The 24,036-nt window shown below is 71.3% G+C and carries 35 protein-coding genes; 18 read left to right on the top strand and 17 right to left on the bottom strand.

All coding sequences use genetic code 11. The features are described 5' to 3' along the window. Positions 1 to 4 precede the first annotated feature (4 nt). Together ppk2 and AB0I60_RS27440 are read left to right on the top strand one after the other, a co-directional pair. Positions 5 to 991, top strand: a complete 987-nt coding sequence (gene ppk2 / locus AB0I60_RS27445; protein ID WP_360734458.1) for a polyphosphate kinase 2 — start codon at positions 5 to 7, stop codon at positions 989 to 991. Positions 992 to 1,015: 24 nt separating this feature from the next. Beyond that, complete coding sequence (locus tag AB0I60_RS27440; RefSeq protein WP_360734455.1) at positions 1,016 to 1,339, top strand: hypothetical protein; 324 nt, start codon at positions 1,016 to 1,018, stop codon at positions 1,337 to 1,339. A gap of 170 nt (positions 1,340 to 1,509) precedes the next feature. Here AB0I60_RS27440 and AB0I60_RS27435 read toward each other — a convergent pair whose 3' ends face one another. The 7 genes from AB0I60_RS27435 to AB0I60_RS27405 all read right to left on the bottom strand — a co-directional run bounded on the left by AB0I60_RS27435 (position 1,510) and on the right by AB0I60_RS27405 (position 5,278). Beyond that, positions 1,510 to 1,968, bottom strand: coding sequence for a GNAT family N-acetyltransferase (locus AB0I60_RS27435; protein ID WP_360734452.1), 459 nt, complete (start codon positions 1,966 to 1,968; stop codon positions 1,510 to 1,512). A gap of 42 nt (positions 1,969 to 2,010) precedes the next feature. Next, the gene (locus AB0I60_RS27430; protein ID WP_360734449.1) at positions 2,011 to 2,610 is read right to left on the bottom strand and encodes a hypothetical protein; all 600 of its coding nucleotides are present in this window, start codon (positions 2,608 to 2,610) and stop codon (positions 2,011 to 2,013) included. A 399-nt stretch (positions 2,611 to 3,009) separates the two neighbouring features. Then, entirely contained in the window at positions 3,010 to 3,300 is a 291-nt protein-coding gene (locus AB0I60_RS27425) for a DUF4342 domain-containing protein (protein ID WP_360734446.1), read from the bottom strand. A gap of 278 nt (positions 3,301 to 3,578) precedes the next feature. Next, positions 3,579 to 3,740 (bottom strand): hypothetical protein, encoded by a 162-nt coding sequence (locus AB0I60_RS27420; RefSeq protein WP_360734443.1) that lies wholly within the window; start codon positions 3,738 to 3,740, stop codon positions 3,579 to 3,581. 62 nt (positions 3,741 to 3,802) lie between these two features. Continuing rightward, on the bottom strand, positions 3,803 to 4,372 hold the full coding sequence (locus tag AB0I60_RS27415; protein WP_360734439.1) for a hypothetical protein: 570 nt from the start codon (positions 4,370 to 4,372) through the stop codon (positions 3,803 to 3,805). A gap of 163 nt (positions 4,373 to 4,535) precedes the next feature. Further along, positions 4,536 to 4,997, bottom strand: a complete 462-nt coding sequence (locus AB0I60_RS27410) for a hypothetical protein (protein WP_360734436.1) — start codon at positions 4,995 to 4,997, stop codon at positions 4,536 to 4,538. Next, complete coding sequence (locus AB0I60_RS27405) at positions 4,994 to 5,278, bottom strand: hypothetical protein (protein WP_360734434.1); 285 nt, start codon at positions 5,276 to 5,278, stop codon at positions 4,994 to 4,996. The genes AB0I60_RS27410 and AB0I60_RS27405 overlap by 4 nt, the downstream gene beginning before the upstream one ends. A gap of 244 nt (positions 5,279 to 5,522) precedes the next feature. Between AB0I60_RS27405 and AB0I60_RS27400 the strand changes: the two genes are divergently transcribed. Together AB0I60_RS27400 and AB0I60_RS27395 are read left to right on the top strand one after the other, a co-directional pair. After that, entirely contained in the window at positions 5,523 to 5,819 is a 297-nt protein-coding gene (locus AB0I60_RS27400) for a hypothetical protein (RefSeq protein WP_360734431.1), read from the top strand. Positions 5,820 to 5,864: 45 nt separating this feature from the next. After that, positions 5,865 to 6,245, top strand: a complete 381-nt coding sequence (locus tag AB0I60_RS27395; RefSeq protein WP_360734429.1) for a hypothetical protein — start codon at positions 5,865 to 5,867, stop codon at positions 6,243 to 6,245. A gap of 26 nt (positions 6,246 to 6,271) precedes the next feature. Here AB0I60_RS27395 and AB0I60_RS27390 read toward each other — a convergent pair whose 3' ends face one another. Beyond that, positions 6,272 to 7,252, bottom strand: a complete 981-nt coding sequence (locus tag AB0I60_RS27390; RefSeq protein WP_360734426.1) for a hypothetical protein — start codon at positions 7,250 to 7,252, stop codon at positions 6,272 to 6,274. 153 nt (positions 7,253 to 7,405) lie between these two features. On the opposite strand from AB0I60_RS27390, the gene AB0I60_RS27385 reads away from it, so the two are divergent. The 6 genes from AB0I60_RS27385 (at position 7,406) to AB0I60_RS27360 (ending at position 11,331) form a co-directional block, all read left to right on the top strand. Beyond that, positions 7,406 to 8,083, top strand: coding sequence for a GAF domain-containing protein (locus AB0I60_RS27385; protein WP_360734424.1), 678 nt, complete (start codon positions 7,406 to 7,408; stop codon positions 8,081 to 8,083). Positions 8,084 to 8,222: 139 nt separating this feature from the next. Then, the gene (locus tag AB0I60_RS27380; protein ID WP_360734421.1) at positions 8,223 to 9,212 is read left to right on the top strand and encodes a pentapeptide repeat-containing protein; all 990 of its coding nucleotides are present in this window, start codon (positions 8,223 to 8,225) and stop codon (positions 9,210 to 9,212) included. A gap of 114 nt (positions 9,213 to 9,326) precedes the next feature. Next, complete coding sequence (locus tag AB0I60_RS27375) at positions 9,327 to 9,734, top strand: RidA family protein (RefSeq protein WP_360734418.1); 408 nt, start codon at positions 9,327 to 9,329, stop codon at positions 9,732 to 9,734. Between the two features lie 48 nt (positions 9,735 to 9,782). Continuing rightward, positions 9,783 to 10,568 (top strand): hypothetical protein, encoded by a 786-nt coding sequence (locus AB0I60_RS27370; protein ID WP_360734415.1) that lies wholly within the window; start codon positions 9,783 to 9,785, stop codon positions 10,566 to 10,568. After that, positions 10,534 to 10,629: a hypothetical protein gene (locus tag AB0I60_RS27365; RefSeq protein WP_360734543.1), complete on the top strand. Its 96-nt coding sequence runs from the start codon at positions 10,534 to 10,536 to the stop codon at positions 10,627 to 10,629. Before AB0I60_RS27370 ends, AB0I60_RS27365 begins: the two co-directional genes overlap by 35 nt. A gap of 84 nt (positions 10,630 to 10,713) precedes the next feature. Then, entirely contained in the window at positions 10,714 to 11,331 is a 618-nt protein-coding gene (locus AB0I60_RS27360) for a hypothetical protein (RefSeq protein WP_360734412.1), read from the top strand. Here AB0I60_RS27360 and AB0I60_RS27355 read toward each other — a convergent pair. Beyond that, complete coding sequence (locus AB0I60_RS27355) at positions 11,328 to 11,480, bottom strand: hypothetical protein (protein ID WP_360734409.1); 153 nt, start codon at positions 11,478 to 11,480, stop codon at positions 11,328 to 11,330. The genes AB0I60_RS27360 and AB0I60_RS27355 overlap by 4 nt on opposite strands. A gap of 182 nt (positions 11,481 to 11,662) precedes the next feature. On the opposite strand from AB0I60_RS27355, the gene AB0I60_RS27350 reads away from it, so the two are divergent. Both AB0I60_RS27350 and AB0I60_RS27345 read left to right on the top strand, forming a co-directional pair. After that, positions 11,663 to 12,316 carry an alpha/beta hydrolase gene (locus AB0I60_RS27350; RefSeq protein ID WP_360734406.1) on the top strand — a complete coding sequence of 218 codons (654 nt, stop codon included), beginning with the start codon at positions 11,663 to 11,665 and terminating at the stop codon, positions 12,314 to 12,316. A gap of 349 nt (positions 12,317 to 12,665) precedes the next feature. Continuing rightward, positions 12,666 to 13,091 (top strand): hypothetical protein, encoded by a 426-nt coding sequence (locus tag AB0I60_RS27345; protein ID WP_360734403.1) that lies wholly within the window; start codon positions 12,666 to 12,668, stop codon positions 13,089 to 13,091. A gap of 243 nt (positions 13,092 to 13,334) precedes the next feature. Here the strand turns inward: AB0I60_RS27345 and AB0I60_RS27340 are convergent, their stop codons facing one another. The 4 genes from AB0I60_RS27340 to AB0I60_RS27325 form a co-directional block, all read right to left on the bottom strand. After that, a complete protein-coding gene (locus AB0I60_RS27340) occupies positions 13,335 to 13,691 on the bottom strand; it encodes a hypothetical protein (RefSeq protein ID WP_360734400.1) in 357 nt (118 codons plus the stop codon). After that, positions 13,688 to 14,071, bottom strand: coding sequence for a hypothetical protein (locus AB0I60_RS27335; RefSeq protein WP_360734397.1), 384 nt, complete (start codon positions 14,069 to 14,071; stop codon positions 13,688 to 13,690). Before AB0I60_RS27335 ends, AB0I60_RS27340 begins: the two co-directional genes overlap by 4 nt. Beyond that, the gene (locus AB0I60_RS27330) at positions 14,068 to 14,607 is read right to left on the bottom strand and encodes an asparagine synthase-related protein (RefSeq protein ID WP_360734395.1); all 540 of its coding nucleotides are present in this window, start codon (positions 14,605 to 14,607) and stop codon (positions 14,068 to 14,070) included. Before AB0I60_RS27330 ends, AB0I60_RS27335 begins: the two co-directional genes overlap by 4 nt. 896 nt (positions 14,608 to 15,503) lie before the next feature. Further along, on the bottom strand, positions 15,504 to 16,139 hold the full coding sequence (locus tag AB0I60_RS27325) for a LysE family translocator (protein ID WP_360734392.1): 636 nt from the start codon (positions 16,137 to 16,139) through the stop codon (positions 15,504 to 15,506). Between the two features lie 405 nt (positions 16,140 to 16,544). Here AB0I60_RS27325 and AB0I60_RS27320 point away from each other — a divergent pair, with 405 nt between their 5' ends. Together AB0I60_RS27320 and AB0I60_RS27315 are read left to right on the top strand one after the other, a co-directional pair. Then, complete coding sequence (locus tag AB0I60_RS27320) at positions 16,545 to 17,618, top strand: histidinol-phosphate transaminase (protein WP_360734389.1); 1,074 nt, start codon at positions 16,545 to 16,547, stop codon at positions 17,616 to 17,618. After that, positions 17,615 to 18,628: a class I SAM-dependent methyltransferase gene (locus tag AB0I60_RS27315; RefSeq protein WP_360734387.1), complete on the top strand. Its 1,014-nt coding sequence runs from the start codon at positions 17,615 to 17,617 to the stop codon at positions 18,626 to 18,628. The genes AB0I60_RS27320 and AB0I60_RS27315 overlap by 4 nt, the downstream gene beginning before the upstream one ends. A 21-nt stretch (positions 18,629 to 18,649) precedes the next feature. Here AB0I60_RS27315 and AB0I60_RS27310 read toward each other — a convergent pair whose 3' ends face one another. The 4 genes from AB0I60_RS27310 to wrbA form a co-directional block, all read right to left on the bottom strand. Then, on the bottom strand, positions 18,650 to 19,006 hold the full coding sequence (locus tag AB0I60_RS27310; protein WP_360734384.1) for a tautomerase family protein: 357 nt from the start codon (positions 19,004 to 19,006) through the stop codon (positions 18,650 to 18,652). Positions 19,007 to 19,009: 3 nt separating this feature from the next. Continuing rightward, on the bottom strand, positions 19,010 to 19,789 hold the full coding sequence (locus AB0I60_RS27305) for a class I SAM-dependent methyltransferase (protein WP_360734381.1): 780 nt from the start codon (positions 19,787 to 19,789) through the stop codon (positions 19,010 to 19,012). A 394-nt stretch (positions 19,790 to 20,183) separates the two neighbouring features. Next, positions 20,184 to 20,786: a hypothetical protein gene (locus tag AB0I60_RS27300; protein WP_360734378.1), complete on the bottom strand. Its 603-nt coding sequence runs from the start codon at positions 20,784 to 20,786 to the stop codon at positions 20,184 to 20,186. A gap of 78 nt (positions 20,787 to 20,864) precedes the next feature. Next, positions 20,865 to 21,470 (bottom strand): NAD(P)H:quinone oxidoreductase, encoded by a 606-nt coding sequence (gene wrbA, locus AB0I60_RS27295; RefSeq protein WP_360734375.1) that lies wholly within the window; start codon positions 21,468 to 21,470, stop codon positions 20,865 to 20,867. A gap of 174 nt (positions 21,471 to 21,644) precedes the next feature. Between wrbA and AB0I60_RS27290 the strand changes: the two genes are divergently transcribed. From AB0I60_RS27290 to AB0I60_RS27275, 4 genes are read left to right on the top strand one after another with little or no spacing between them, the layout of a single operon-like run. Continuing rightward, positions 21,645 to 22,085 carry a hypothetical protein gene (locus AB0I60_RS27290; protein ID WP_360734372.1) on the top strand — a complete coding sequence of 147 codons (441 nt, stop codon included), beginning with the start codon at positions 21,645 to 21,647 and terminating at the stop codon, positions 22,083 to 22,085. Continuing rightward, positions 22,082 to 23,311, top strand: coding sequence for a divalent metal cation transporter (locus tag AB0I60_RS27285; protein WP_360734369.1), 1,230 nt, complete (start codon positions 22,082 to 22,084; stop codon positions 23,309 to 23,311). The genes AB0I60_RS27290 and AB0I60_RS27285 overlap by 4 nt, the downstream gene beginning before the upstream one ends. Beyond that, positions 23,308 to 23,703, top strand: coding sequence for a hypothetical protein (locus AB0I60_RS27280; protein ID WP_360734366.1), 396 nt, complete (start codon positions 23,308 to 23,310; stop codon positions 23,701 to 23,703). Before AB0I60_RS27285 ends, AB0I60_RS27280 begins: the two co-directional genes overlap by 4 nt. Next, positions 23,690 to 23,992, top strand: coding sequence for a PRC-barrel domain containing protein (locus AB0I60_RS27275; RefSeq protein WP_360734364.1), 303 nt, complete (start codon positions 23,690 to 23,692; stop codon positions 23,990 to 23,992). The genes AB0I60_RS27280 and AB0I60_RS27275 overlap by 14 nt, the downstream gene beginning before the upstream one ends. The last annotated feature ends 44 nt before the right edge of the window (positions 23,993 to 24,036 follow it).

Genomic DNA, 24,036 nt, shown 5'->3' with positions numbered 1-24,036 from the left:
GGTCATGACGGCCGAGCCCGACCTCCTCTCCGCAGCCGAGGTGTTCCCCGAGCTGTCCGGAGACATCAAAGTCCGCTTCTCCGACGGGGAGGAGCCGGTGCTGCTGCACCCGGACGGGACCGAGGTCGACACGTGGCGGGAGAACTACCCGTTCACCGAGCGGCTGGGCCGGGTGGAGTACGCGCGGGCGAAGCGGTTGCTGCACATCGAGATGCTCAAGCTCCAGTACTGGGTGCAGGACACCGGCCTGCGGGTGGTCATCGTGTTCGAGGGCCGGGACGCGGCGGGCAAGGGCGGGACGATCCGGCGCTTCACCGAGAACCTCGACCCGCGCGGTGCCCGGGTGGTCGCGCTGGGCACCCCGACCGAGCGCGAACGGGGGCAGTGGTACTTCCAGCGCTACGTGGAAAACCTGCCCACTGCGGGGGAGATGGTGCTGTTCGACCGCTCCTGGTACAACCGCGCCGGGGTGGAGCGGGTCATGGGCTACTGCGACGACCAGCAGTACGAGCGCTTCCTTCGCCAGGCACCGGAGTTCGAGCGGATGCTGGTCGACGACGGCGTCGTGCTGGTGAAGCTGTGGTTCTCGGTGTCACGGGCCGAGCAGCGCACCCGCTTCATCATCCGCCAGGTCGACCCGGTGCGGCGCTGGAAGCTCAGCGCCAACGACCTGGCCTCACTGGACCGCTGGGACGACTACACCCAGGCCAAAGTGGCGATGTTCCGGGCCACCGACACCGCCGAGGCCCCGTGGACGGTGGTCAAGAGCAACGACAAGCGCCGCGCGCGCCTGGAGGCGATGCGCAGCGTGCTGGCCCGCCTCGACTACGCCGACCGCGACCTGGACGTCGTCGGCGAACCGGACGGCCGCATCGTCGGCGCCGCGAACACCCTGCTCGAAGAGGGCGAGGACGACACGTCGCTCAGCCCGACACCCATCGCCTCGAACATCACCCACGAACCCGGCCTGCACCCCGACGAGCCCGCGTGAGCGGACATGCCGGGAGGGGAGGAGTTGACCAAGTACGACCGGGTGGAGTGCCTCGTCACGGGGCACCGGCACTTCGGCCTGCTGGTGCGGACGGACGGCGGAACGCCGGGCTTCGTGGACAGCGCCGACATCGCCGACGCCCGGGCGGCGACAGCCGACTGGCCGCCGGTGGGCAGCCGGCTGCGGTGCGACGTCCTCGGGCTCGCCCGGGACGGCAGGGTCCGGGTCACGTCGGCACCCGCCTACGTCGAACTCGTCGGGTCTCTCGACGACCCGCGCGAGGCCCTGCGACCACAGCCCGGTTCTACCGGTCGCGGCACGCACGCGCCCTCCTCCGGTGGGGCCTGAAGGACCCTCCCGGCTCGGCGAACCTGGAACTGGCGCTGTCGCTGGTGGGAGGCGCTCCGGAAGCGCTCCGGAGAGGCTTGTCGCCTCCGGACCCGACCTGATCGACGGACGAGAACCGGCGGAGTGGTGCCGTGCAAGATCGGCACCACCTGCTGCTGTGCGGTCGCGGGTCAGCCCGATGCGTCTGTGCGCGGTGCGGAACCGTCCGAGCGGTCGTAGGTGCGTCGCATACCGACGGTGTCCGGCGCGGTCTCGATGAATCCGTGGCGCTCGTAGAGACGCCAACCGGGCGGGTCGCCGAGCAGGCTCACGTAGGCCCCTGCGCCCGCCGCCGCATCGATGGCGGCGAGCAGGGCGTCGAGGACGGCGTCCCCGATCCCTCGGCGCTGGTGGCCGGGGAGGACGGCCATGTCGACGATGTGGAAGTAAGTACCGCCGTCACTGATGACCCGACCCATGCCGACCGTCTCACCGGTGGCGTGGTGGATGACGTGCACGGCCGTCCACGCACCGTGGATCCCGAGTTTCGCGCGCTCTCTGGTGGGCTCGGTCAACCCGGCCTCACGGCGCAACCGGAGGAAGTCGTCAACCGGGGGCGGACCGGGCTGGAGGTGGTAGGAGGCGTCCATGTGGACCCATGCTTCCTGCCCGGTCGCGCGTCGGCAAACCCGTTAGGAGTAGGCCGTGAGCACCAGGCAGAGCAAAGTTCCCCCGTCGTCGACGATCTCGAAGCCGTCGACGTTCTCGGCGTCCACGGGGAAGACGAAGGCGTTCGCGCCGGTTTCCCGGTCCAGCACCGCTTCCACCCAGTCGCCGACCGGGCCCGGCGTGCTCCGCTCACGCACCCCGGCGAAGAACGTGGACCGCTCGTCGCTGAACGGGAGTGCCGTGCGTCTCGCTTCTCCACCCCACAGGACGGCGTAACCCTCGATCAGGTGGATGTCGTCGTAGCCGTCGTCGTCCCACTTCGCTGCGGCGATCCGAGCCGGCTCCACCAGCGGGATGACGATCATGCCGACGACGTGCCGGATCCCGTCGGGGTCCCGGTCGTCCGGGGTGCCGACAAAGCTGCCCGCGTACACCGGATGAGAGCCTGCGGGCAACGCGTGGCTGAACCCTCCCTCGGTGCACCACGGGGTCTCCCACTTGACCCGGCCCTCGGCCACGACAAGGCCACCGGCGTGGTCGAACCGCTCGGGCCTGCGGTAGGACGCCCGTGCGGCCGGCGCGTACTTGTCCGCCAGGTCCCACAGCAGGCGCTGCACGTCCACCAGAACAACCCCTTCGGTCGCGGATCGCCCCTGAGCACTCGGCTGCACAACTCCCGGAACAGGAAGACCCGGCGAAACTACGGCAGGTCGTTCACCGCGAGCCAGACTTCCGGGCGCTTCCTGCCTCATCGGGCAGACCAGCGCCACCGGGGTTGACAGCGAGCCAGGACGGCCACTGCGTGAGCGGCGATTGCCGGTACACCGACGAACGACTTCTCCGAAGATCCCGGCAGCAGTGGCACTGCGGGGTCGGCGGCCTCCGTGCGGAGGCCGCCGACCCCAGGGTCACCGCGTCCTCAGGAACTCCGCCGGAGCCGTGCCGGCTGCGTGCTGTGGTGCGCCCCCGAGCGCGGCCCCATCGGCAAGTCGCCGATCGGCACGCGTTGGCACCACCGCCGACTACACCTGCTCGGTGTCGACCGTCGTCGCGGGTCGGTTACCGGGCTGCTGGCGGTTCTCCAGCTTGATCCCGCACTTGTTGGCCAGCGCGACACCGGCACCGATCGTGGTGGCCACCGGCGCGGCCAGCGCCGCCACGACACCGAGGGCCACCGGCACCTCCAGCACCACGTCGTTCTTGCTGTCGCGCACGACCACACGGCGGTTGATGCCCTCGTTGACCAGTCCGCGCACGCCGTCGACCACGGCATCGATGGCGGAACGGGAGGACTCGGGCTTGAACTCGCTCATGACTCTCCTCGAACTGCGGATGTCCCTTGACGCCTCCAGGATGCCTGCAATCCGACACCCTGCCATCGGGGTTTTCCCCTGATCCCGTCCGACCGGCCCCTCACGGACACCGTGACCGGGTAGAAGCCGCGATTTTCGTCTTCGGCAGTCGCCCGATGCCGCCCGGCTGACCACTCAGCACGGGGAGCGGAACGGCAGGTCGCCGATGTGTTCCTGCCACCTGTCCCGGTCCGGCGGCGGAACGTTGGCGCACACCATTCCGCCGCGCGGTCGGTGTCCTACAGGCGGATGGTGCGGTCCTCGCCGGCGGTGGCGAGGGTCGAGCCGCGCAGGACCGCCACGTAGTCGCGCGCGGTGTGGCCGGTCAGCACCGCCAGTTCGACGAGGTGGCGGGGATCGGTGACGTCCCGCGCGTTCATGTGCGTGATCGGGTTCATCATGTGGTGACCCGGAGAACCCGGTGCAGGGCCACCTCCCCGGCGGGAGGTGGCCCTGCACTCCTTCACCGCTCGCCGACGTGGAAGAGGCGGTGGTGCCACGGCGGTAGCGAGACGAACAGACCGTGGTCGGCGAGTTCTCCGCCGTCGCGGTCGAACTCGTCCCCGCTCAGCAGGTCGCGGTGGGTGTCGTTGTCCGGCCAGCCGCAGGTCGCGGCCAGGTCCCACGAGCCGGTGCGGACGTCGCCGGCGGCCGTGAGCAGGCGGTCGTACCACGCGGCGAGGTCCTGGTCCGGGGGTTCGTCCGGTGCCCGGCGCAGGAACACCGGTGGTCGGGTGCGGCGGCCCTCGAGCTGGCCCTCCTGCCACAGGGTCGCGCCGGGCAGGGTCGCCAGCGCCACCGCTGCCGCCTTGCCGGCCTCGCGGGGCAGCCGGTGGGCCACGCGCGGCTCGTCGTGGTTCTCCAGGAAGCGCAGCAGGCGTGACTGGTACCCGACGTCGGCGGTCAGGTGGTCGCGGACGGCGGACGGGTCGAGGCCGAGGACGCGGTCGTAGAGCCGCTTGTCGTAGCAGAAGTCGAAACCCTGCTGCTGCAGGACCCATTCCATGTCCCAGTACGCCTCGGCGATCAGCACGGTCGACGCGTGGCGTGCCCGGAAGGCCGGGATGACGGTCGGCCAGAAGTCGTCTGCGGGCGTCGGTCCGGTGCGCGCCCGCCCCAGGTCCGGGAGAACACCTCGTTGATGGTCAACATGGCCATGTCACAGCGGATGCCGTCGCACTGCTCGGCGATGGTGTTCAGCGTGCGCACCGTCGCGGCGCGCGTGGCCGGGGAGAACGCGTCCAGTTGGAGCACGTCCGGCCACGGCGGGAAGTACGGATCACGACCACGGGCCAGGACCCGGCCCCCGACCGCCGGCCACTCCGCCGGGTCGGCGTCGAGGTCGTGGAACTCGCCGCGTCCACGACGTACCTGCGCACGCAGTACGGCGAGCCGATGACGTCACCGGATCGCAGGTCCGGCAACGCTTCCCGGAACGACGCGCGCAGGTCTGCGTCGACCAGCGCCAGTCCCGCCGGGCTGCGCTCCCACACGCCCATCGGCCACACCGCGTCGACCCCCGGCCGGGTCAGCGCGTCCCACGCGTCGTCGGGGACGTCACCCAGGGTCACGGGACGCCCGGTCGCGCGGGACAGGCCGTCGAGCCACGTGGCCGTGTTCACCTCCAGGATCACCGGCTGGGCCGGCCAGCCGGTCACCGCCGCGCCCCCGTCAGGTGCGTGCCCCGGAACAGCAGCGGCAGCAGGGCGACCGTCCCGGTCCACCCGGTCTGGTGGCTCGCGCCCAGGCCGGTCCCGTCGTCGCCGTGGAAGTACTCGTGGAACAGCACGAGGTCGCGCCAGTGCGGGTCGTCGCGCAGCAGCCCGCTGCCGCCGGCCGCCGTCCGGTCCGGGCAGGAACAGGCGGGTGAGCCGTTCGCTGGTCTCGCGGGCCACCTCGCGCAGCGACCCGTGCCGGAAGAGCCGCCACGCGGGTTCACCCGGGCCGGATGTCGTGCGCTGCACCGCCTTCCCGGCACGCTCGACATCGCGGGGCGAGGAGTCTCGGGGGTTCGCGGTCCGACCCCCTCCCCGCCCGGTGGCACCGGGCCCGGCGAGCGGGCCCAGCGGAAACGACCTCCCGGTCGGGCGGCCCGCTCCACGGCCCGGTGCCACCGGTCGCACTGCCCGCAGACCCGTGCCCACCACGACCGAGGACCGGGCACCGGAGCGAGGAGATGACCCATGCCCGACCTGGAAGACCTCGCACCACGGCATCCCGCAACCGAACCGGCCGGCGGTCGACCGGTGATGCGCCACCGCCTGCTCGACATCCTCGACGGCTGCCTGTCGGACGCGAGGCCCGCACCGGTCGTCGTGATCCGCGCACCGACCGGCACCGGCAAGACGACGTTGCTGACGACGTGGGGCACGACGGCACGCCGACCGGACCGGCGACACCCGGGGTGTGCCGCAGGCCGCGTGGGTGACGCTCGACGTGCGGCACGGCCACCCGGCACACCTGCGCTCGGCGATCCGTGACGCCGTGCTCTCGACCACGGTCCGAGGCCCTGCCCGGTCTGCCTGGTGCTGGACAACGCGCACGAGCTGACCGGGCACCCCGCCGCACGGGTGCCGGCCGGTGTCGTCCGGCACGCGGCGGTGCGGCTGGTCCTCGCCGGCCACGGGGCGTTCCCGCTGTCCCGGCAGCGGCTGCGCGAACGCGGCGGCCTGCGCGAGATCACCGCCGACGAGTTGGCCTTCACCGCTGCGGAAGCCGCCGACCTCCTCGGCGCCCACGGCCTCCGCCTCGCCCCGGACGACCTCGCCCTGCTGCTGCGCCGGACGAGCGGCCAAGCGGCGCGGCTGCGGCTGGCGGCGATGTCGCTGACCAGGAGGGGGCGTCCGGTGGCCGCTGCCGCCGTCGAAGTCCCGTGGGGACACCGACTTCGAGCACCATGCAGGTGATGCCGCCGTCCAGGCGAACGGCGTCGTCAGCCGGTCCGCTCGAACGCGCCGCCGTTGCTCACGTTGAGCCAGTAGCGCCCGCCCCGGTAGGTGTAGGTCTCGCCGTTCAACACGGACTTGTGGTAGTGGTCGCTCCACGCCGTCGCCTCGAACGCCGGCCCGTCGGCCGTGCCGTCGGACCGGATGCGGACCTGTTCCTCGCTCACGCCCTCGTAGGCCACGGTGACCACCAGCTCCCACTGGTAGTAGTTCCGTTGGGTGAGCGCGTTGAGGTCCAGCACGATCTCCTCGCTCTTGGCCAACGTCACGTACTTGACGTCGAGGTAGGGCTTCGGCAGTGCTTCCTCGTTCTCGTTCTCGTCGGGCAGCAGGAGGCGGCGGTCGGCGCTGTCGAGGTCCAGCAGCACTTCACGCACCGGGCCTTCACCTTCCGGCGGCTGCGTCACCAGGGCACCGTCCAACGGTGGCCCCTGCTTCAGCACGTTCGCGCGGATGTCGAGGACCCGCACGTTCTCCCGGCGGTTGCCGATCAGCGAGATCTGGTGGCGCGCAGCCCTCTTCGCCACGTCGCCCAGGTAGTAGGCGTTCCAGGAACCCATCACCCCGTGCTGCTCGCTGAAGATCCGGTACCGCTCCTCCGGCGTCTGGGCGACACTGCCGGCGCGCAGCACCGACTCGTCGACCGGCTCGGGGAACGTCCACGCCCAGATCCTCTCGTGCACCGGCCGGACGCGGGCCAGCAGAGCCGGCTTCCGGGCGAGTTCGGCGTCCTTCGCCTTCTCGGCACCGGCCTGCGCACTGGCCTCCTGCTCACCGGCCTGGTCCAACGCGAGCTGCGCCCCGTAGTGCGCGGAAGCGAGATTGATCAGCAACGGGACGAGGGCGATCGTGACCGCCGCCGAAACCCACGGCCACCACCGCTTCCACAGCGGCTTGCGCTCCTGCGCCGGTTCACGCGGTGTCTTCCTCGCACGCTTCGCGGCTTTCGTGCGCTTCCGGTTCGCCATACCACCCTCGGGAAATAACATGCAGGGAAAATGTGCCCGTCGAGGGTAGCGAGCCGGTCCGGCGTTCCGAGCACGGTTCTCGGGCGCTCACACGATCGTCCCAGCGGACGGCCGGAATTGACGCCGGGGGTCCGGACTCGGATCATACGGTCGGTGTCCGCTTCCGATCCCGCGCGCCCGAGCGCGGGGCGCGACAACTCCGCACTTCGGCTCCGCCACGCTGCGGGCAAGCGTGACCGGATCACCGCACAACTGCACCAACACCTGATCGACGCCGAGGTCCACGCCACCCGCCGGGCGCTGCTGCGCTGGGCGCGGCGGCGCGGCGGGAACGACGTCGCGGTGCTGTTCGACCGCGAGTTCCTCGCCCTCGCCGACCCGTCCTCGCTCACCCGGGCCGTGCTGACCGCGGCGCTGACCGTTGCCGATTCCTGCGACCTGCAACTGCTCGACCGCGACGTGCTGCGCATCAAGGCCCAGCACGGTTTCAGCCCCGCCTTCCTGGGCTTCTTCGCCACCGTCGACGCCTCCGCGTCCACCGCCTGCGGCCGGGCGTTGGCCACCGGCGCACCGGTCGTGGTCGACGACGTCACCCGCAATCCGCTCTTCGCCGGACAGGCGGCCCTGCAAGTGCTGCGCGACGCAGGCTCGCGCGCCGTGGCCTCCTACCCGCTGCGCGGAGCCGACGGCGTGGTCCAGGGGGTGCTGTCGCTCCACCACCGCCACCTCCGCCCGTCACACGACCTGTCCGTGTCGGTGGTGACGCGCGGCGTCGCCTCCGCCCTGACATACCTCTCCGGTCGCGCCGGTCAGCGGAGAACCGCAACCTGAGCCAGGCTGCGGTCAGGTGGTGATCTCCTGCGTTGTACGGATGATCGACGGGCATCGAACGTGTCAGTCTTGTCCGGTGATCCGCTACCGCCCATCCGGTACCCGCCCTCCGGCCCCACGGCGCACGTCGATGCCGGCCGTGCGGCCGACACGCCTGCGCAGGCAAGCCGGGCGTCGGACGAGCCGGCCGGCATCCGGTCGGACGTGGAACTGGACGGCGGTCGCATCGCTGCTCGCGGCAGTGGCGGCCGTCGCGGGCGTGGTGTTCACCGGTCTGTCGTTGCAGGCCACCCGCGCGCAGAACGCGGTGACCGAACAGGGCCAGCTCACCGACCGGTTCACCAGGGCGGTCGACCAGCTCGACCGGGTCGGTCCCGAACACCTCCAAGCGCGCCTGGGTGCGATCTACGCCCTGGAGCGCCTGGCCCGCGACTCGCCCCGGGACCACCCCACCGTCGTCGAGGTCCTCTCCGCGTTCGTCCGCAGCACCGCCCCCCAGGTCAAGATCACCGACCTCGGGACCGCCGAACGGTGCCCGGACCAGCAACCGGCGGTCGACGTGCAGGCGGCGCTGACCGTGCTCGGCCGCCGGAACGCGGACCACGACCACACCGCCCACGTCGACCTGCGCCGCACCTGCCTGGTCCACGCCGACCTCACCGGCGCGAACCTGGCCACGGCGAACCTGATAAACGCGGACCTCACCGATGCCGACCTCCCCGGCGCGAACCTCACCGGCGCGACGCTCGTCGGCGCCAAGCTCAACGAGGCAAACCTGTCCCGCGCGAACGCCGTCAACGTGGACCTGCGAGGCACTCAGCTCGCTCACGCGATCCTCCTCGCTGCGGATCTCCGTGGCGCGCAGCTCACCAGCGCAACCCTGTACGACGCGCACGTCGCCCAGGCGAACCTCACCAACGCGAACCTCGCACAGGCGAGCCTGTTCGACACGAACCTCACCACCGCGAACCTCACCGGTGCGGACCTGTCCGGCGCGAACCTCGATCGTGCCGACCTCACCGGCGCGAACCTGTCCGGCGCGAACCTCACCGACGCGCGCCACGGCGAGGAGACCAACGTCAGCGGCGTCGTCGTCACCGCAGGCACTACGGGCGTCTGGTGGCGTTGATCGATCAAGGAACACGGGGCGTGCGCTTGTGGTGCGCCTCTCGGCGGTCGTGCTGCCGGGTCGGGAGGCGACGACGTAGGGTTCCGCCCAGCCCGACCTAGCTGAGGAGGACTCATGATCCGGCGTTGGAATCCCGAGACCGTGGCCGCGCCCGCCGGGCCGTACAGCCACCTGGCGCACGTGTCGGCCGACCACGACGTGGTGGTGCTCGCCGGCCAGGTCGGCACGCTGCCCGACGGCAGCCTGGCGGGCGAGGACTCGCTGTCCCAGGCGCGGGCCGTGTTCGCCAACATCGAACGCCTGCTGGAGGCGGCCGGCGCGGGGCCGGAGCAGTTGGTGAGGCTGTTCAGCATGGTGTCGGGCACCGAGCACCTGCCCGGCTTCCGCACCGCGATGACGGAGACCTTCGCCCGCTGGTTCCCCGGCGGCGACTACCCGCCCCAGACCCTGATCGTCGTCGCCGCCCTGGCCGCCCCGGCGTTGACCGTCGAGGTCGAGGCACTGGCCGCCATTCCCCGCTGACCCCCGCTCGCAGCCCGGCACGGCGACCTCCACCGTCGTCGTGCCGGTGTGTCCTGCCCCCACTTGCCCAGCGCCGACCGGCCGCAGACGGCGGAGAGGGACGGTGCTGACGTTCCCTCGGTCCGGGTCAGCAGGCCGACCAGGTTGATCCGCCGGTCCGACCCGGAGGCGTACCAGGTCAAGCTCATGCTCGACGGCGCCGCGCTCATCGGCCGGGCGGACCGGGAAGCGGTGCCGGAAGGCAGCGAGTTCACCCTCTACGACACCTCACGTCCGCTGTCGGCCAGGCGGTGGTGCCTCCACGGCGGTTCGGTGCTTCTGGTCCAGGTGCCGCGATCGCGGCTGCCCGTGCCCGCGAACCTGGTCGGTGACCTCACTGCCGTGCCGTTCAGCGCCCGGGACGGGATCGGCACCGCGTTCGCGCGGTGGCTGGTCGACCTCACCGGCCGCGCCGACGAGTTCACGCCGGTCGACGTCCCGACGCCGACGGCGGTCACCGTCGACCTGCTCGCCGCGACGCTCGCCATCCCCGCCCACGCGCAGCGTGCCCTCACCCCGCAGAGCCGCCGCAGGGCGTTCCGGATGACCATCGACGGGTACGAGCCCGGCCGACTGGATCCGCCGACGACGGCTCGAACGGTGCCGCCGCGAGCCATCACCGTCCCCGACAGCGGCGACTCCGTGCAGTTGCACAAGAACGCACCCACGACCAACCTCGCCGGCCCCCGATTCGCCGAGGTCCCCGTGCACCGGGTGGCCGCCGGGTGGGGGACTGGCCGATCCCGCGCACTTCAGCCGGATCTTCCGCCGGGCCTGCGGCATGACGCCGAGTGAGTACCGCGCGCAGACGGTTCCGCGCGTTTCGTCAAGGGCGGTGCGCGAAGGGACAAGGTGAACGGCCCGATCTGCCGCCAGGGTTGAGGCAGAGCGGGTCCACCGGCCCCCAGGTACTCGATGAGCAAGACCCGCAGTCAGCGCGATGAGCAAGACCCGCAGTCAGCGCGCCGTGAAGTGGAGCACCGACGGCACCGTCGAGGACATCAGCCCGTACGTCCCGACTCCTGAGGTTGGCAACGACGCAGGTGTCATCAGCGGATGGGGTACGAGCGGCCACGGCTACCGGCTGGACCCGAACGGCACCCTCGCCGACCTCGGCAAGACCGCGTACGTGATCAGCGTCAGCCCCGGCGGCTTCGTCGTGGGCTCCTTCTACATCAGCGCCTGGGCCACCACCGCCGTGCGCTGGGCACTCGACGGCACCCCGACCACCCTGCCGAGCCTGCCCACCCACAACAACAGCTCGGCCAGGGAGATGAACGCGGGAGGCACCGTCGTCGGGTTCACCTCACGGACCGAGCAGATGAACTACGTCGAGACGAACGCGGTGAAGTGGAGCCCCGACGGGACCATCACCGCGCTCGCCAACCTGCCCGGCAGCAAAGACAGCGAAGCCCACCTGATCAATTCCGCCGGCACCATCGCAGGCTCAGCCGGGGACTCCGCCAAGAACTCGCACACCGTGGTGTGGCGGTCCTGGAATCGCAGCCGCGCACTGCAAGTCGGTGTGCCAGAGCAACGAGTGGGGGGCAGCGGCTAGAAGATCAGCACGAGCAACAGGACCACGGCCAGCACGACGGCGATCAAGGTCGGGATGGTGGCAGGCGACCGGCGGTGGTGGGCCTGTACGGTGGTGGTGCGGAACCAGCTGTGCGGAACCCGACGACGATGACGACTGACCCAGGGCATGACCGCTCCCGTTGTCTCCCAGAAAGTCGCCGCACCGGCACCCCGGCACGACACCGTGCTCGCAAGGCACGATCACGCTTGTCATACCCCGCTGCGTCGCGCCCGACACCTGTGGCGCGATGGGGCTGGTCGGTCGCCCCGGCGGAAGATCGATGTCGTACCCCTCTGGCACGCTGTCCCGCATGAGTACCTTCGTCCTGGTCCACGGCGGTGGCGGCAGCCACCGGGACTTCGAGCTCCTCGAACCGGAACTGCGCCTGGCGGGGCACGACGTGGTCGCGCCCGACCTGCCGATCGACGACCCGGCGGCCGGATTCGCCGAGTTCACCCGGACCGTGGTCGACGCCGTCGGCGACCGCCGGGACCTGGTCGTCGTCGGCCACTCCTACGGCGGCTTCACCGCACCGTTGGTGTGCGCGCAGCTCCCGGCGCGGCTGCTCGTGTTTCTCGCCGGGATGATCCCGGCACCGGGGGAGAAGCCGGGCGACTGGTGGACGAACACCGGCTTCGAGGGGCCGGAGGGCCTCAGCGACGCCGAGACGTTCTACAACGGCGTCGCCGCCGACGTGGCGGCCCGCGCGCTCGCCCACGGCCGTCCGCAGGTCAGCGCCGAGTCCTCCGAACCGTGGCCGCTCGACGCGCTGCCGGACGTGCCGACCCGCGTGCTGCTGTGCCGCGACGACCGGTTCTTCCCGCCGGACTTCCAACGCCGCGTGGCACGCGAGCGGCTCGGCCTGGAACCGGACGAGATCGACGGTGCGCACTGCGTCCCGACCAGCCACCCGGCCGAACTGGCGGAGCGGCTGGTGAGCTACGTCCAAGTGAGCGCCAAGTGACGCGAGAGCGCCTTCATGGCCGGTGCGTGCAGTGGGAACTGTTCTCGACCCGCAACACAACTCAGCGCGCCACCCGCGTGTTGCCGTGCGACCCGCATTGTCGCAGACGGTCATGGACCCGAGTCGCTTGAACCTGTTATCGGGTGACCGTGCGAAGACGGTAGTAAAAGGTGCGGTATGGGGGCTGTGTGGTTGTACTTGGACTGCAGGGTTGAGCCGCGACGTCGACAGCGTCGGGTAGTCCTCTCTGCGGTACAGGGAAGGACGAACAGCCATGAGCCGTCACGGATCCCTCGTCAGGCGATTGTGCTCCCTCGTCATGGCCGCAATGGCGGCATCCGCTCTTCTGGTGCCTGTCGGCGTCGTCTCGGCCGCCACGAAGAACGAGCCCGGCACGTCCGAGCCTCGCACCTGGCGCACCGTGAGGGGGATCATCGAGAACAACACCAGCATCGACTTCGCCCTCTACCGGAAGTACGTCGCATACGGCTACTGGAACACCAATTCGGAACCCCCGAGCGTGCTCAAGGCCGGACAAACGGCCAACTTCGTGGCCGGCCACGACAGCAGCTACTACGGTGTCAGCTTCCAGGTCGGGTACACCAACGGCAACCACACCTTCGAGGTGTGGGCTGTCTGCGACGCCAACGACCCGAACGACAACAGCATCGAACGCAACGAGTCCAGCACCTGGAAGATCGTCCACATGGGCGACAACGGGAAGAGGACGAACTCCTACGTGGTGAACTGGTCCATCACCCGAAGGGTGCCTTGACCGTCGTGTCCGGTTGTCCGGGTGCTCGACGCCCACGGTGGCCCGCTCCGGTGCTGCGGGTCAGCGGGCGGATGACGTGCGGTCAGCGTGGGAATGCACCGGTGCCACCACGAGCGTCGGTCGGTAGTAGTCGTCGGGATGCGGCTCGTCGAGGGAGTGGTCGCCGACCTGGACCCAGGCGTGCGCTCCGAACGGTTGCGCACCGGGGGACGTCGCCACCACGTCGCCACCACGCCGGCGGCGCTACGGCCGTGACGGCTGCCTGCCTGCGTTGAGTTCGAAGTACCGCCCGGCCTCCTGGTCGAGCAGCACCATGCCGGTGTCGGTCGCGGTCGTGACGACCTTCGGGTGTAGTCGCGGAATCATGCCGGTGCTCCTGAGGTCGTGGTCGGGGTCGTCGGACGCCGGCAGGCGCAGGACAGCGAGTACTCCAGCGCCGCCCACTGCCGGGGCTGCGGCGACCGCACGCAGCGCGTCCGGGTCGACCAGACCGTGCCGGACCAGCAGCGAGGAGTCCACCATGTCCAGTACCGCGTTGCGGTTCCTGCGCAGCCCGTCGTAGCAGTCCAGTGCCGGGGTGTCCTTCGTCGTGCGGGTCAAAACGCCTCCGGCGCGGCGTCCCGCATCGCCCCTGCCGGCAACGGTTTGAACCGCCAGGGCGTGCCCCGCTCGGCAGGCCGCACCGACAGGCAGGCGTGCACCACCCGGTCGTCCAGGTTGGGCAGTTCCGTGTGCAGGGTGCCGGCTTCCTGACCCGTCAGCCGGTAGAAGTGCCCCGCCGACCGGATGCGGTGCAGCGCGGCGTGGTGGCCGCGAGTTGCCGCGAGGGGCTGCGCGTCGGTGGCGGTCTCGCGCAGCGCTTCGGCCACCACGTGCACGGCGTGCCGGCCGGCCCACGGCGGCAGTCGCACCGGCGGGCCCCAGCCGAACAACGGGCTTGCGTCCTCGGGCGCGGTGAGCAACGCAGCCTCGATGGTCAACCACCGCGTGTAGTCGCTGCGGTCGAGCAGCCCGCGCACGATGCTCGTCTTGCGCCAGCGGCGTCGGGCGCGGTGACCGCGCAGGTGTGCCGGCGCTGTGCGCGGGTCGTGGCGGACCAGGTCGTGCAGGTAGGCGTCCGGGCTGCGAAGACCTCGTCGCCGCCGTGCCCGGTCAGGTGGACCTCCACGCCACGGTCGGTGTACTGCTGCGTGCCGAGCCGGTGCACCGCACGACCGCGCGGCAGCGGGGAAGGCGCGTCGGTGGGCGGGTGCGCCTGGTCGATGCCGGAGAAGTAGCCGGGGCGGTTGTCAGGGCTCAGGTGGACCCGGTCCAGGCCGGGCATCGCCGCGGCGGCCAGGTCGGCCCACCGGGCGTCGGTTCCGGCGGTGTCGCTGTGGTGCGTGGTGAGGGTGACCAACTCGGTACCGTGCAGGTGGGCGAGCAGGCACAGCGAGGTCGAGTCCACCCCGCCGGACAGGTCGCACCCCCAGCCGCGTGCCCGGTGCGACGTGACGCGCGCGCACCGCGACCGCACGCGCCAACTCCTCGCGCAACGCCCGCGCGCCCTCGGCCACCGACCTGGCCGGCTCCGGCGGCGTCCACCACCGGCGCACCCGGCTGCGTCCATCGGCATCCCACAGCAGGGCGGAGTCCGCAGGCACTCCTCTGATGCCGTGCCACGGCGTGTGCCGGTCGGCCAACGGGTGCGGCAGGGCCCGGAGCGTCCCCAGCGCTAGCCGGTCCTCGTCGAGCACGGCACCGGTCAACGCCGCCAACACGTCGGCCCGGTCGGTGGCCGGCGTGCTGCGGCCGTGCCGGGTGCGGAACACCCGCCGCAACCCGGACACCGTGCCCTGCACCCGCGTCCGGCCGCCGATCGACAGGGCCAGGTGGCAGCTGCCCGGCACTTGCGCGGCGAGGACGTCGAGGTCCTCCACGTCGCGGAAGCGGGACAGGTGTCCCGCCAGGGCGGAGGTGGTGCTCGAGCACAACTCGAGCACCACCAGACGCCGCGCTCCGGCCTCCACGACCGTGCACAGCCGTGACGGCAGCGACCCCACCACCCGGGGACGGCCGGAGGCGGGCGACGCGATCGGCTCTGCGCCGGGCGGTATGCGCTCCAGCAGCTCCCGAGGGTGCTCGGAGTCCGACAGGACGACGAGCCACGACCTGGGCAACGCGCTGCCACCACTCATGATCGTTGATCAGTCCTCGGTCAGATCCACAGACCGACCGGGAAGTCGGGCCAGTCGCCTTGCGCGCCCCGTGTCTGCTCGGCGAAGCCCCCTTCGGGTGTTGCCGTTGCACCCGGTAGTCGCTACCGCGATCCCACCGAGCAGTGGGTTCTCCGGGTGTAGCGGGCTTCGGCGCGCACGACGGCCGTCATCCCCGTGCAGCGCACCAACGTCAGGCTCATGTGGTGTCCTTCGCTCAGGCTCCCCGACCGTTGAGGGCGACGCCCACCCCGACCCCGATCATGGTGAGCCCGCCGGCTCGGGCAACGGCCTGGATCCTCCTGGGCGACTTGGCGAACCACGTGCGGACACCGCCCGCCGCGATGCCCCACGCGACGCCCGCCCCGAACGTGATGACCGAGAAGACGGTGCCCAGCACCACCATCTGCAACGGGACGCCACCGCGCGACAGGTCGACGAACTGGGGGATCACCGCCGTCAGGAACAGCACCGTCTTCGGGTTCGCCACACCGACCAGGAACCCGTCCAGCACCGCTCGGCGGGTGCCCCGGACCCCGGTCGCCCGGTCGTGTCCGAGGTCGGAGGTCCGCCGCACGAGCGCCTTCACCCCGAGGTAGACCAGGTAGGCCACGCCGGCGTACTTCACCACGGTGTAGACCAGGACCGACCGCTCCAGGACCGTGCCGAGGCCGACCGCCACCCCGAGCGCCAGGACGAGCGTGCCGGCCTGGTCCCCGACGGCGGTGGCCAGCGCGACCCGCCGGCCGTGCGCGAGCGCGCGGCCCACCAGGAACAGCACGCTGGGACCCGGGACCACGGCAATGAGTGCCGACGTGAGGACGAATGCGATCAACTGCGAAAATGACACCACGGGTCGATGCTACGTCGCACGGCACACCTCGACCACTCGAAACAGTTCGGTAGCCGAACTTTCCGAACATGAACGACGAGACACCTGCGATACCGCTTCGGCGACTCCTTCACGCATATAGCCTATTGATGGACCATGGGGTCGCTGGTTGACTTGGCAGCGCATTCGGGAGAACCGGGCGAACAACACCCCCGTCGGTCGGACACCGCCACGGCCAGTGCTCTGATCAGGAACAATCGCTCTCACGAGGCCATTCGGACAGCCCGGCGCGACGCCCGCGAGTCTCTTCCAGTCGATTTCCACTCGAATGGAAAACCCGCTCCGGTACATCGGCAGAAGTGGTGCGGGTGGCCGGACCGTCGACGGGTCACGAACTTCTTCCCGTCATCCAGTCAAGGGGCAGGTTTGCACACCCACTCCACAACCCGCACCGAGCACGCCGGTCGTCTACACCTCAACGAGAATCCGCTGGGAGCCAGCCCGGACGCCGTCGCGGCGGCGGAATTGGAACTGCGCAACATCAACCGGTACCCGGACCCCGCGCACACCGACCTCGTCGGAGCCATCGCACGGCACCACCTGGTCGGCGAAGACCGGGTGGCGGTGGGCAACGGGACCGACGAGATCATCCTGATGCTCGCGCTGGCCCGCCGAGCCGACCCCCGACCGGCGGCGGTCACCGGCCTGACCTTCCGCAGCTACCCGAAGAGCCTGCGCGCCGTCGGCGTGCCCTACCTCGAACTCCCGCCGCGCGGCTACCGCGTCGACACCGACCTGCTGGTCGACGGGATCGCGCGCGGGCTGGGGCTCGTGTTCGTCTGCAACCCGCACAACCCCACGGGGTCCGTCCTGTCCGCGCGTGAGGTCCAGGCGCTGTGCGCGGCGGCCCGACGCCACGACGCGCTCGTCGTGTTCGACGAGGCGTATGCGGAGTACGTCCCGGCCGAGGAGTTCGCATCGGCGATGCGGCAGGCCGCCACCGGGCGTGCCGTGTGCGTGATGCGGACGTTCTCCAAGGCGTACGGACTGGGTGCGTTGCGGGTCGGCTACCTCGTCGGAGACCCGGACGTGGTCGCCCGCGTCAACGCCTTACAGGGCGCCTTCCCGTTCCACGTCAACAGATTCGCCCAGGCGGCGGCCGTGAGTGCGTTGGCCGACCGGGATTTCCTCGACATCACCCGCCGTCGCAACCAGGCCGCGAGAGCGCTGTTGTGCCACGGCCTGGACGACCTCGACGTCGACCACGTCCCGTCGAGCACCAACTTCGTGCTGGTGCGGCTGCCCGGTATCGCCTCACGGGTCGCCGAGGCGCTGCGGCGCTCGACCGGAACGCTCGTACGCGACACCGCCGACATGGGACTGATCGACCACCTGCGGGTGTCGGTCGGCACGCCCGAGCAGATGTCGGCGTTCCTGCACGACCTCGGCCGAGAACTCGACCGAGCCCAAGGCCACCAGGCGGGAGCCGGACGACCGTGAGCACCCAGGACACCACGTCGCACGCCAACACCGTCACCGGGCCGCTGACCGCGAGGGAGGCTTTCAACGGCACCGTCGCCTCGTCCGCCGTCGCCGCGGCCTTCGAACTCGGTCTGCTGCAGGAACTCGCCGGCCCGACCGCCGTCGTGCCCGAGACGTTCGCCGCAGAGCGGAAGCTGCTCGTGCGGCCGGTGCAGGCCATCGCTTCGGTCCTCGCCCACCTCGGCGTGGCGACCCGGCAGGACGACCACCTGACCCGGGGACCGGCCTTCGCCGACGTGTGGCGCAACAAGGGCTACTTCCTGTGGTTGGTGGGCGGCTACGGCCGGATGCTGTCCGACGCCGCCGGGCTGTCCCGGGCCGAACCCGAGGTGCCCGCCGGCAGCCTGCGCGACGGTGCCGTGATAGCCCGCGCGGGCCGCGACTACGGCGCCCGGTTCGTCGACCCGGCATTCGAGGCGCTGCTGGCCGGGCGCGCGTTCGGCGACGTCGCCGACCTCGGCTGCGGCAGCGCCGACCGGCTGATCAAGCTGGCCACGACCCGGCCGGGCGGGCGGTTCCTGGGGGTGGAGCTGAACCCGGACGCAGTGCGGGTCGCCCGGGCGGCGGTCGCGGCGGCGGGGGTGGCGGACCGGGTGGAGATCGTGGCCGGTGACATCGCCGAACTGGACCCCGGGCGGTTCCCCGGCTACGACCTGGTGTTCTCGTTCTTCCTCGGCCACGACCTGTGGCCGGAGCGGTCCTGCGTGCGGGCGCTGGACGGGATCCGGCGGGCGTTCCCGGACGCGGGCACCTTCCTGCTCGGCGACACCTACCGCTCGGACCACCTGACCGGGCCGGACACGCCGATCTTCACCCTCGGTTTCGAGTACACGCACGCGTTGATGGGCCAGCACATCCCGTCGATGGCGGAGTGGCGCGCGGTGATCGACCGGACCGCGTGGCGGCTGACCGGGATCCACCCGCTGGAGATCGCCCACAGCGCGATCTTCGAACTCGCCGCCCGCTGACCGCCGCCGGGGGAGCGGTGCTCAGGCGGGGCGGCCCCCGACGCCGCCGTCGTGGCGCGGCGTCTCGTGCATCATGATCTCCAGATCGGTGGGCGGGATGCCGCACGCGGCGGGGACCCGGTCGTAGAGCAGCCGGAGGAATTCCCGGCGACGCGCGACCGGCCGACCCTCGAAGGCGATCAGCTCGATGTAGGTGAACCGCTCGCCGTAGGAGTCGGAATAGCGGAAGTCCGTGTCGGCCAGTCCGATGAACCGGATGAAAATCTGGTCCGGTGCGATTTCCCAGGCGGTTGCCAGGCATTCCACCAGTTGTTCGTGGAGCACGTCCCGGACGGCGGCCACGTGCTTTTCCCGGCCGTAGACGGCGATGTGCGGCACGGCTCAGCCCCGGAACGCGAGCGTGGCCACCAGGAGCGGCGGGTCCTGCTCGTCAACGTCCACCAGGTCCCACCCGGTGCCGTGCGCCAGCTCCGCCAGCTCCTCGGCCGAGCACATCAAGTACCGCATGTACTCGCCCGCGACGTCCCGGTGCCGCACCCGTTGCCGCAGCAACCCGGGCAGCTCGCCGCGCTCCCGGTTGCGCTCCTGGTAGGCCAGGTGCAGCGGGTCGTCGGTGTGGTGCGGGTCGGTGCCCTGCGCCACGATCCGCGCTCCCGGCCGGGCCAGCGCGGCCAGTTCGGCCAGGAACCCGGGCGCGTGGTCGCGCGGCCCGAGCAAGCCGAGGTTGTTGCCGAACAGCACCAGCGTGTCGTACCGCTCGCCGGAGCCGGCGTGCTGCGCGGTGGTGGCCCGGACCTGGGTCCGGACCCCCAGCTCGCGCGCCACCTCGACAGCGCCGGGGGAGGGGTCCAGCGCGGTCACGTCCGCGCCCCGCTCCTGCAGCGCCAGGGTCACCCGGCCCGCGCCGGCGCCCACGTCCAGGACCCGGCCCTCCATCCGCTCCAGCGCCTTCTGCTCGCACGGCCACCACTCGTCCGGTCCGGCCAGGTACCACGCCGCCGGCCCGCCGCGGACGAACCCGTCGTCCCGCTCGACGATCTCCAGCACCGGTATCGGCGTCCGCGCGCCGATCGACGGTGCCGGCGCGGTGCCCCGGTGCTCGGCGAGCGCGGCGCGCAGCACCTCGCCGAACGCATCGCCGGTGCGCGGGCTGGCGGTCATTCCCGGACCCTCCTCGGGGTTTTCGGGCGGTGGACGCGGAAAGCCTCCCGGAATGCGTTTCCGGGGTGCCGACCGCACTCCACCTTGCAGGCACCCGGCAAGGTGGAGCACCGCCATCCGAGTGAGACCGGAATTCACCGCACCGATTCCTCGGAATCCGAGCGGTGGACCGCCGGGCTGGAATCCGCCGCTTTCGCCCAGCCGCACCGGCGGGCTCGCGCACAACGGGACCGGCACGCCACGCGCCGACCGGCATGGCCCGGACTCCGGCCACAACCCCGAAAGCTCACTGACCACTCGGGCTGTCCCCGGGGCGTGGTCGCAAGATCCACGGCCCGCCTACCGGGACGACCTGACGCCGGCGGGAGCCGCTCCGTCATGGGCCGCAGTGCGACTAGGCGACGGGAAGCAGTTTGTAGGCTTCGTTTCCGAGGCGGTCGAAGGTGTTGGACAGGTTGCTGACCGAGTTGGTGATCGTCACGACCGTGACCAGGGGGCCTCGGGCCAGCAGCAGGTGGCAGGTCGTGTCGAAGGCGGTCTTCCGTTTCGCCCGGTGGCAGAAGCCGAACTTCGCGTCCGCTTGGACGTACTTCAGGTTCATCTCCCCGGACACCTCGTGCTCCTGCCCGTCGACCTGGAACTTCCCGCAGTCCAACGCCCTGCGCGCGTCCTGCACGGTGGCCGCCGCGACTTCCGCGTCCGGGTAGCCCAGCGTGCGCTGGACGAGCTTGGTCACGTCGATGACCGGGGTGGACCACGTCCGGGTCAGCCTGGTCCTCGACCGCTCGTCGTCGGTCGACAGCTCGGTCGGGCACGGCAGGAGCGGTGACTGGTCGTCTGCGGGCGGTGACCCGTCGGGCGCGAACCCGGCCGCCTTCACGGCGTCGTCGCCCAGGAACGACTTCACGATCCGGTCCCTCAGGTCGGGTGTGTCGGCGTCCGCGCCCGAGCACCCGACCAGCAGTAACAATGCCCCCATCACCGCCACGATTCTCATGCGCCGCAACGTATCAGCACACCTGCCACGCCACGCCCGGAACGGGAAGCGCCCTTCGACGGCCCAGGCAGTGGCCGGTCAGTTCTTCAACTTCCCGGCGATCCGGACGACCCGCGCCGCCAGGTGGTCGAGCGCGGCCAGCTGCGCTTCGCCCAGCGGTTCGTCGTTGTTGCCGCCGGTGACGTGCGAGACGCCGTAAGGGTTGCCGTCCACGAACTTCAACTGGTCGGTGTAGCCGGGCGCGGCCACGATGCCGCCGAAGTGGTGGATCGTGTTGTACAGCGCGAGCAGGGTGGACTCCTGCCCGCCGTGCGCGGTCATCGAAGCGGTGAACCCGGCGTAGACCTTGTCGGCCAGCAGACCCTGGGCCCACTGGGGGCCGAGCGTGTCGATGAACTGCTTGAGCTGGCTGGAGACGTTGCCGTAGCGGGTGGGCGTGCCGAACAGCACGGCGTCGGCCCACACGATGTCCTCGGCGGTGGCCTTGGGCTCGTCCTTCGTGCGGTCGAAGTGCTGGCTCCAGGCGGCGTTGGAGGCGATCGCCTCCGCCGGGGCGAGTTCGGCCACCTGCCGCAGGCGCACCTCGGCCCCGGCGTTGCGCCCGGCCTCGGCCAGCCGCTGGGCCATCGCGTGGACGGTGCCGGTGGACGAGTAGTAGACGACCGCCAGTGTGGTGTCGGACATGCCGCGCTCCTCCGAAGCTGTCGTGGGGCGGTTGCATCCCGTGCTGCCCCCGGGCCGGCTCGCACTGTACGGAGGCGGTGCACCGGCTGCTCGGCGAACAACCCCATCGGAGGACCTGGACCGGATGTCCCCGATCCGGGTTTCACCGGGCCGGACGGCGGGTAACGAGCGGCAATGGGAAGCAGCGGGCGGTGGGTGGCGGGAATTGCCTGCCTGGCACTCCTGGCACCGGTGGTGGCGGGGTTGTTCCCGACCTCGGTGGACGGGTACCGCGATGCGGTGGTGACAGCGGCCCGGGACGCTGCGTCGGCGACGTCGACCGCCGCCGCCCTGGTCGCCTCGCCCACGCTGCCCACCTACACCGACGTGGTGCTGGCCGACGCGCGCGAGGCCGTCGGCACGGCGTTGGCGGAGGTGGCGGAGCTCGACGTCCCCGACGGGACGGCACGAGGTCTGCGGGACGAGGTGCTGCCGCTGCTCACCCAGGCGGTTGCCGCGGTGGGCGATGCGACCGCGGCCGCAGGCGGGGACGACCTCGCCACCCTGCGGGACCAGGCGCCACCTCTGGCCCAGGTGGGCGGCCGGTTGCGCGGGTTCGTCGAGGGCCACCGGTGAAGCGGCTGCTCGGCGTCACCCTCGGCATCCTCACCGCGATCGGCGGGTTCGTCGACATCGGCGACCTGGTCGCGAACTCGGAGACCGGCGCCCGGTTCGGGATGCGGCTCGCGTGGGTGGTGGTGCTGGGCGTGGTCGGCATCTGCGTCTACGCCGAGATGGCCGGGCGGGTGGCCGCGGTGAGCGGACGGCCGGTGTTCGACCTGGTCCGCGAACGCCTCGGGCCGAGGGTGGGCCTGGCGAACCTGCTGGGCTCCTACCTGGTCACGATGCTCACCCTGGCGGCCGAGGTCGGCGGCGTCGCGCTCGCGGTCGAACTGGTCACCGGCGTGCACTACCTGCTGTGGGTGCCGGTCGCCGCGTTCGTCATCTGGGTCGTGCTGTGGCGGGTGAGGTTCGAGACCATGGAACGGGTCTTCGGGCTCGCCGGTCTCGCCCTGGTGGTGTTCGTGGTCGCGCTGGTCGGCCTCGGCCCGTCCTGGGGCGACTTCGCAACCCAGGCGACGACGCTGGGCCCGCCCGGCGAGGAGGACTGGGGCACCTACGGGTTCTTCGCCGTGGCGCTGTTCGCCGCCGCGATGACCCCCTACGAGGTGTTCTTCTTCTCCTCCGGCGGCGTCGAGGAGAGGTGGACCCGCAAGGACCTCATCACCGAGCGGGTCAACGTGTTCGTCGGCTTCCCGCTGGGCGGCCTGCTCTCCCTGGCGATCATGGCCTGCGCCGCGACGGTCTACCTGCCCGAGGGCGTCCGGGTGGACACCCTGGGCCAGGTGGCGCTGCCGGTGGCGCTGTCGCTGGGCAAGCTCGGCTTGGCGGTGGTCATCCTCGGCTTCTTCGCCGCCACGTTCGGCGCGGCCCTGGAAACCGGGCTGTCGGCCGGCTACACGATCGCCCAGTACTTCGGCTGGCAGTGGGGCAAGCGCGTCCGGCCACGCCAGGCGGCCCGCTTCCACACCGTGGTGCTGGTGGGGTTCCTGGTGGCGGTCGCGCTGCTGCTCACGACGGTCGACCCGATCGCGGTCACCGAGTACTCGCTGGTGTTCAGCGCCCTCGCGCTGCCCCTGACCTACCTGCCGATCCTCGTCGTCGCCAACGACCGCGACTACCTCGGCGACCGGGTCAACGGCCGGGCGGCGAACGTCCTGGGCGTGTTCTACCTGGTCGTGATCCTGCTCGCCGCGCTCGCCGCCATCCCGCTGATGCTCCTGACAGGAATGGGCTCATGAGGACCCACCCCGATCCGCTGCGCGTGGACTTCCACCTGCTGGACCGCCAGATCGTCGACCTGCACGGCGCGCTGGTCGGCAAGGTCGACGACGTCGAACTCGACCTCACGCCCGACGGCGTCCCCCACGTGACCGCACTGCTGGTGGGGCAGCGGGCGCTGGGCCACCGCCTCGGCGGCGCACTGGGCCGGTGGCTGACCTCGGTCGCCGAACGCCTGCACGGCCCCGAACGACGACCTCCGCTGCGCATCGCGTTCTCCCACGTCGCCAGGATCGGCAGCGCCGTGCACCTGTCGGTCCCCGCCGAACTGCTGGACACACCGCCGCTGGAGAACTGGCTGCGCACCCACCTGATCGGCCGCATCCCGGGAGCCCGCCATGAGGGCCGGTGACCTGATCGGACGCACCGCCCGCGACCTCGACGGCACCCCTCTCGGGCGGGTGGCCGACCTGATCACCCGCCAGGACCGCTCGGGCCGGGCCGTCGTCACCGCAGTCCTGGTCACCCCGCGCCACCGGGGCAGGCTGCTGGGCTTCGAACGTCCCGGCGCCCGACCGCCCGCCGTGCTCGAACGGCTCTCCCGCCTGCTGCACCGGGGAACCCGGGAGATCCCCTGGGACCAGGTCCGCATCGACGACGGCCCCACGGCAGCGAACCCGCCCACGACATCATCCGGGTGACCGCTTCGGGCGGACCGCACCGGCCCTCCGGCACGCGCGTCCGA

This window comes from Actinosynnema sp. NPDC050436 (assembly GCF_040655415.1).
GTDB lineage: Bacteria > Actinomycetota > Actinomycetes > Mycobacteriales > Pseudonocardiaceae > Actinosynnema.
Note: the sequence above shows the minus strand (reverse complement) of the source record. Positions and strands in the feature narration are given on the sequence as shown.

Bases quoted from the DNA above. Each gene is read 5' to 3' on its own strand.
- ppk2 (WP_360734458.1), top strand. From the start codon at position 5: ATGACGGCCGAGCCCGACCTCCTCTCCGCAGCCGAGGTGTTCCCCGAG.
- AB0I60_RS27435 (WP_360734452.1), bottom strand. From the start codon at position 1,968: ATGGACGCCTCCTACCACCTCCAGCCCGGTCCGCCCCCGGTTGACGAC.
- AB0I60_RS27425 (WP_360734446.1), bottom strand. From the start codon at position 3,300: ATGAGCGAGTTCAAGCCCGAGTCCTCCCGTTCCGCCATCGATGCCGTG.
- AB0I60_RS27420 (WP_360734443.1), bottom strand. From the start codon at position 3,740: ATGATGAACCCGATCACGCACATGAACGCGCGGGACGTCACCGATCCC.
- AB0I60_RS27400 (WP_360734431.1), top strand. From the start codon at position 5,523: ATGCCCGACCTGGAAGACCTCGCACCACGGCATCCCGCAACCGAACCG.
- AB0I60_RS27390 (WP_360734426.1), bottom strand. From the start codon at position 7,252: ATGGCGAACCGGAAGCGCACGAAAGCCGCGAAGCGTGCGAGGAAGACA.
- AB0I60_RS27375 (WP_360734418.1), top strand. From the start codon at position 9,327: ATGATCCGGCGTTGGAATCCCGAGACCGTGGCCGCGCCCGCCGGGCCG.
- AB0I60_RS27360 (WP_360734412.1), top strand. From the start codon at position 10,714: ATGAGCAAGACCCGCAGTCAGCGCGCCGTGAAGTGGAGCACCGACGGC.
- AB0I60_RS27355 (WP_360734409.1), bottom strand. From the start codon at position 11,480: ATGCCCTGGGTCAGTCGTCATCGTCGTCGGGTTCCGCACAGCTGGTTC.
- AB0I60_RS27350 (WP_360734406.1), top strand. From the start codon at position 11,663: ATGAGTACCTTCGTCCTGGTCCACGGCGGTGGCGGCAGCCACCGGGAC.
- AB0I60_RS27305 (WP_360734381.1), bottom strand. From the start codon at position 19,789: ATGACCGCCAGCCCGCGCACCGGCGATGCGTTCGGCGAGGTGCTGCGC.
- AB0I60_RS27300 (WP_360734378.1), bottom strand. From the start codon at position 20,786: ATGAGAATCGTGGCGGTGATGGGGGCATTGTTACTGCTGGTCGGGTGC.
- wrbA (WP_360734375.1), bottom strand. From the start codon at position 21,470: ATGTCCGACACCACACTGGCGGTCGTCTACTACTCGTCCACCGGCACC.
- AB0I60_RS27290 (WP_360734372.1), top strand. From the start codon at position 21,645: ATGGGAAGCAGCGGGCGGTGGGTGGCGGGAATTGCCTGCCTGGCACTC.
- AB0I60_RS27280 (WP_360734366.1), top strand. From the start codon at position 23,308: ATGAGGACCCACCCCGATCCGCTGCGCGTGGACTTCCACCTGCTGGAC.
- AB0I60_RS27275 (WP_360734364.1), top strand. From the start codon at position 23,690: ATGAGGGCCGGTGACCTGATCGGACGCACCGCCCGCGACCTCGACGGC.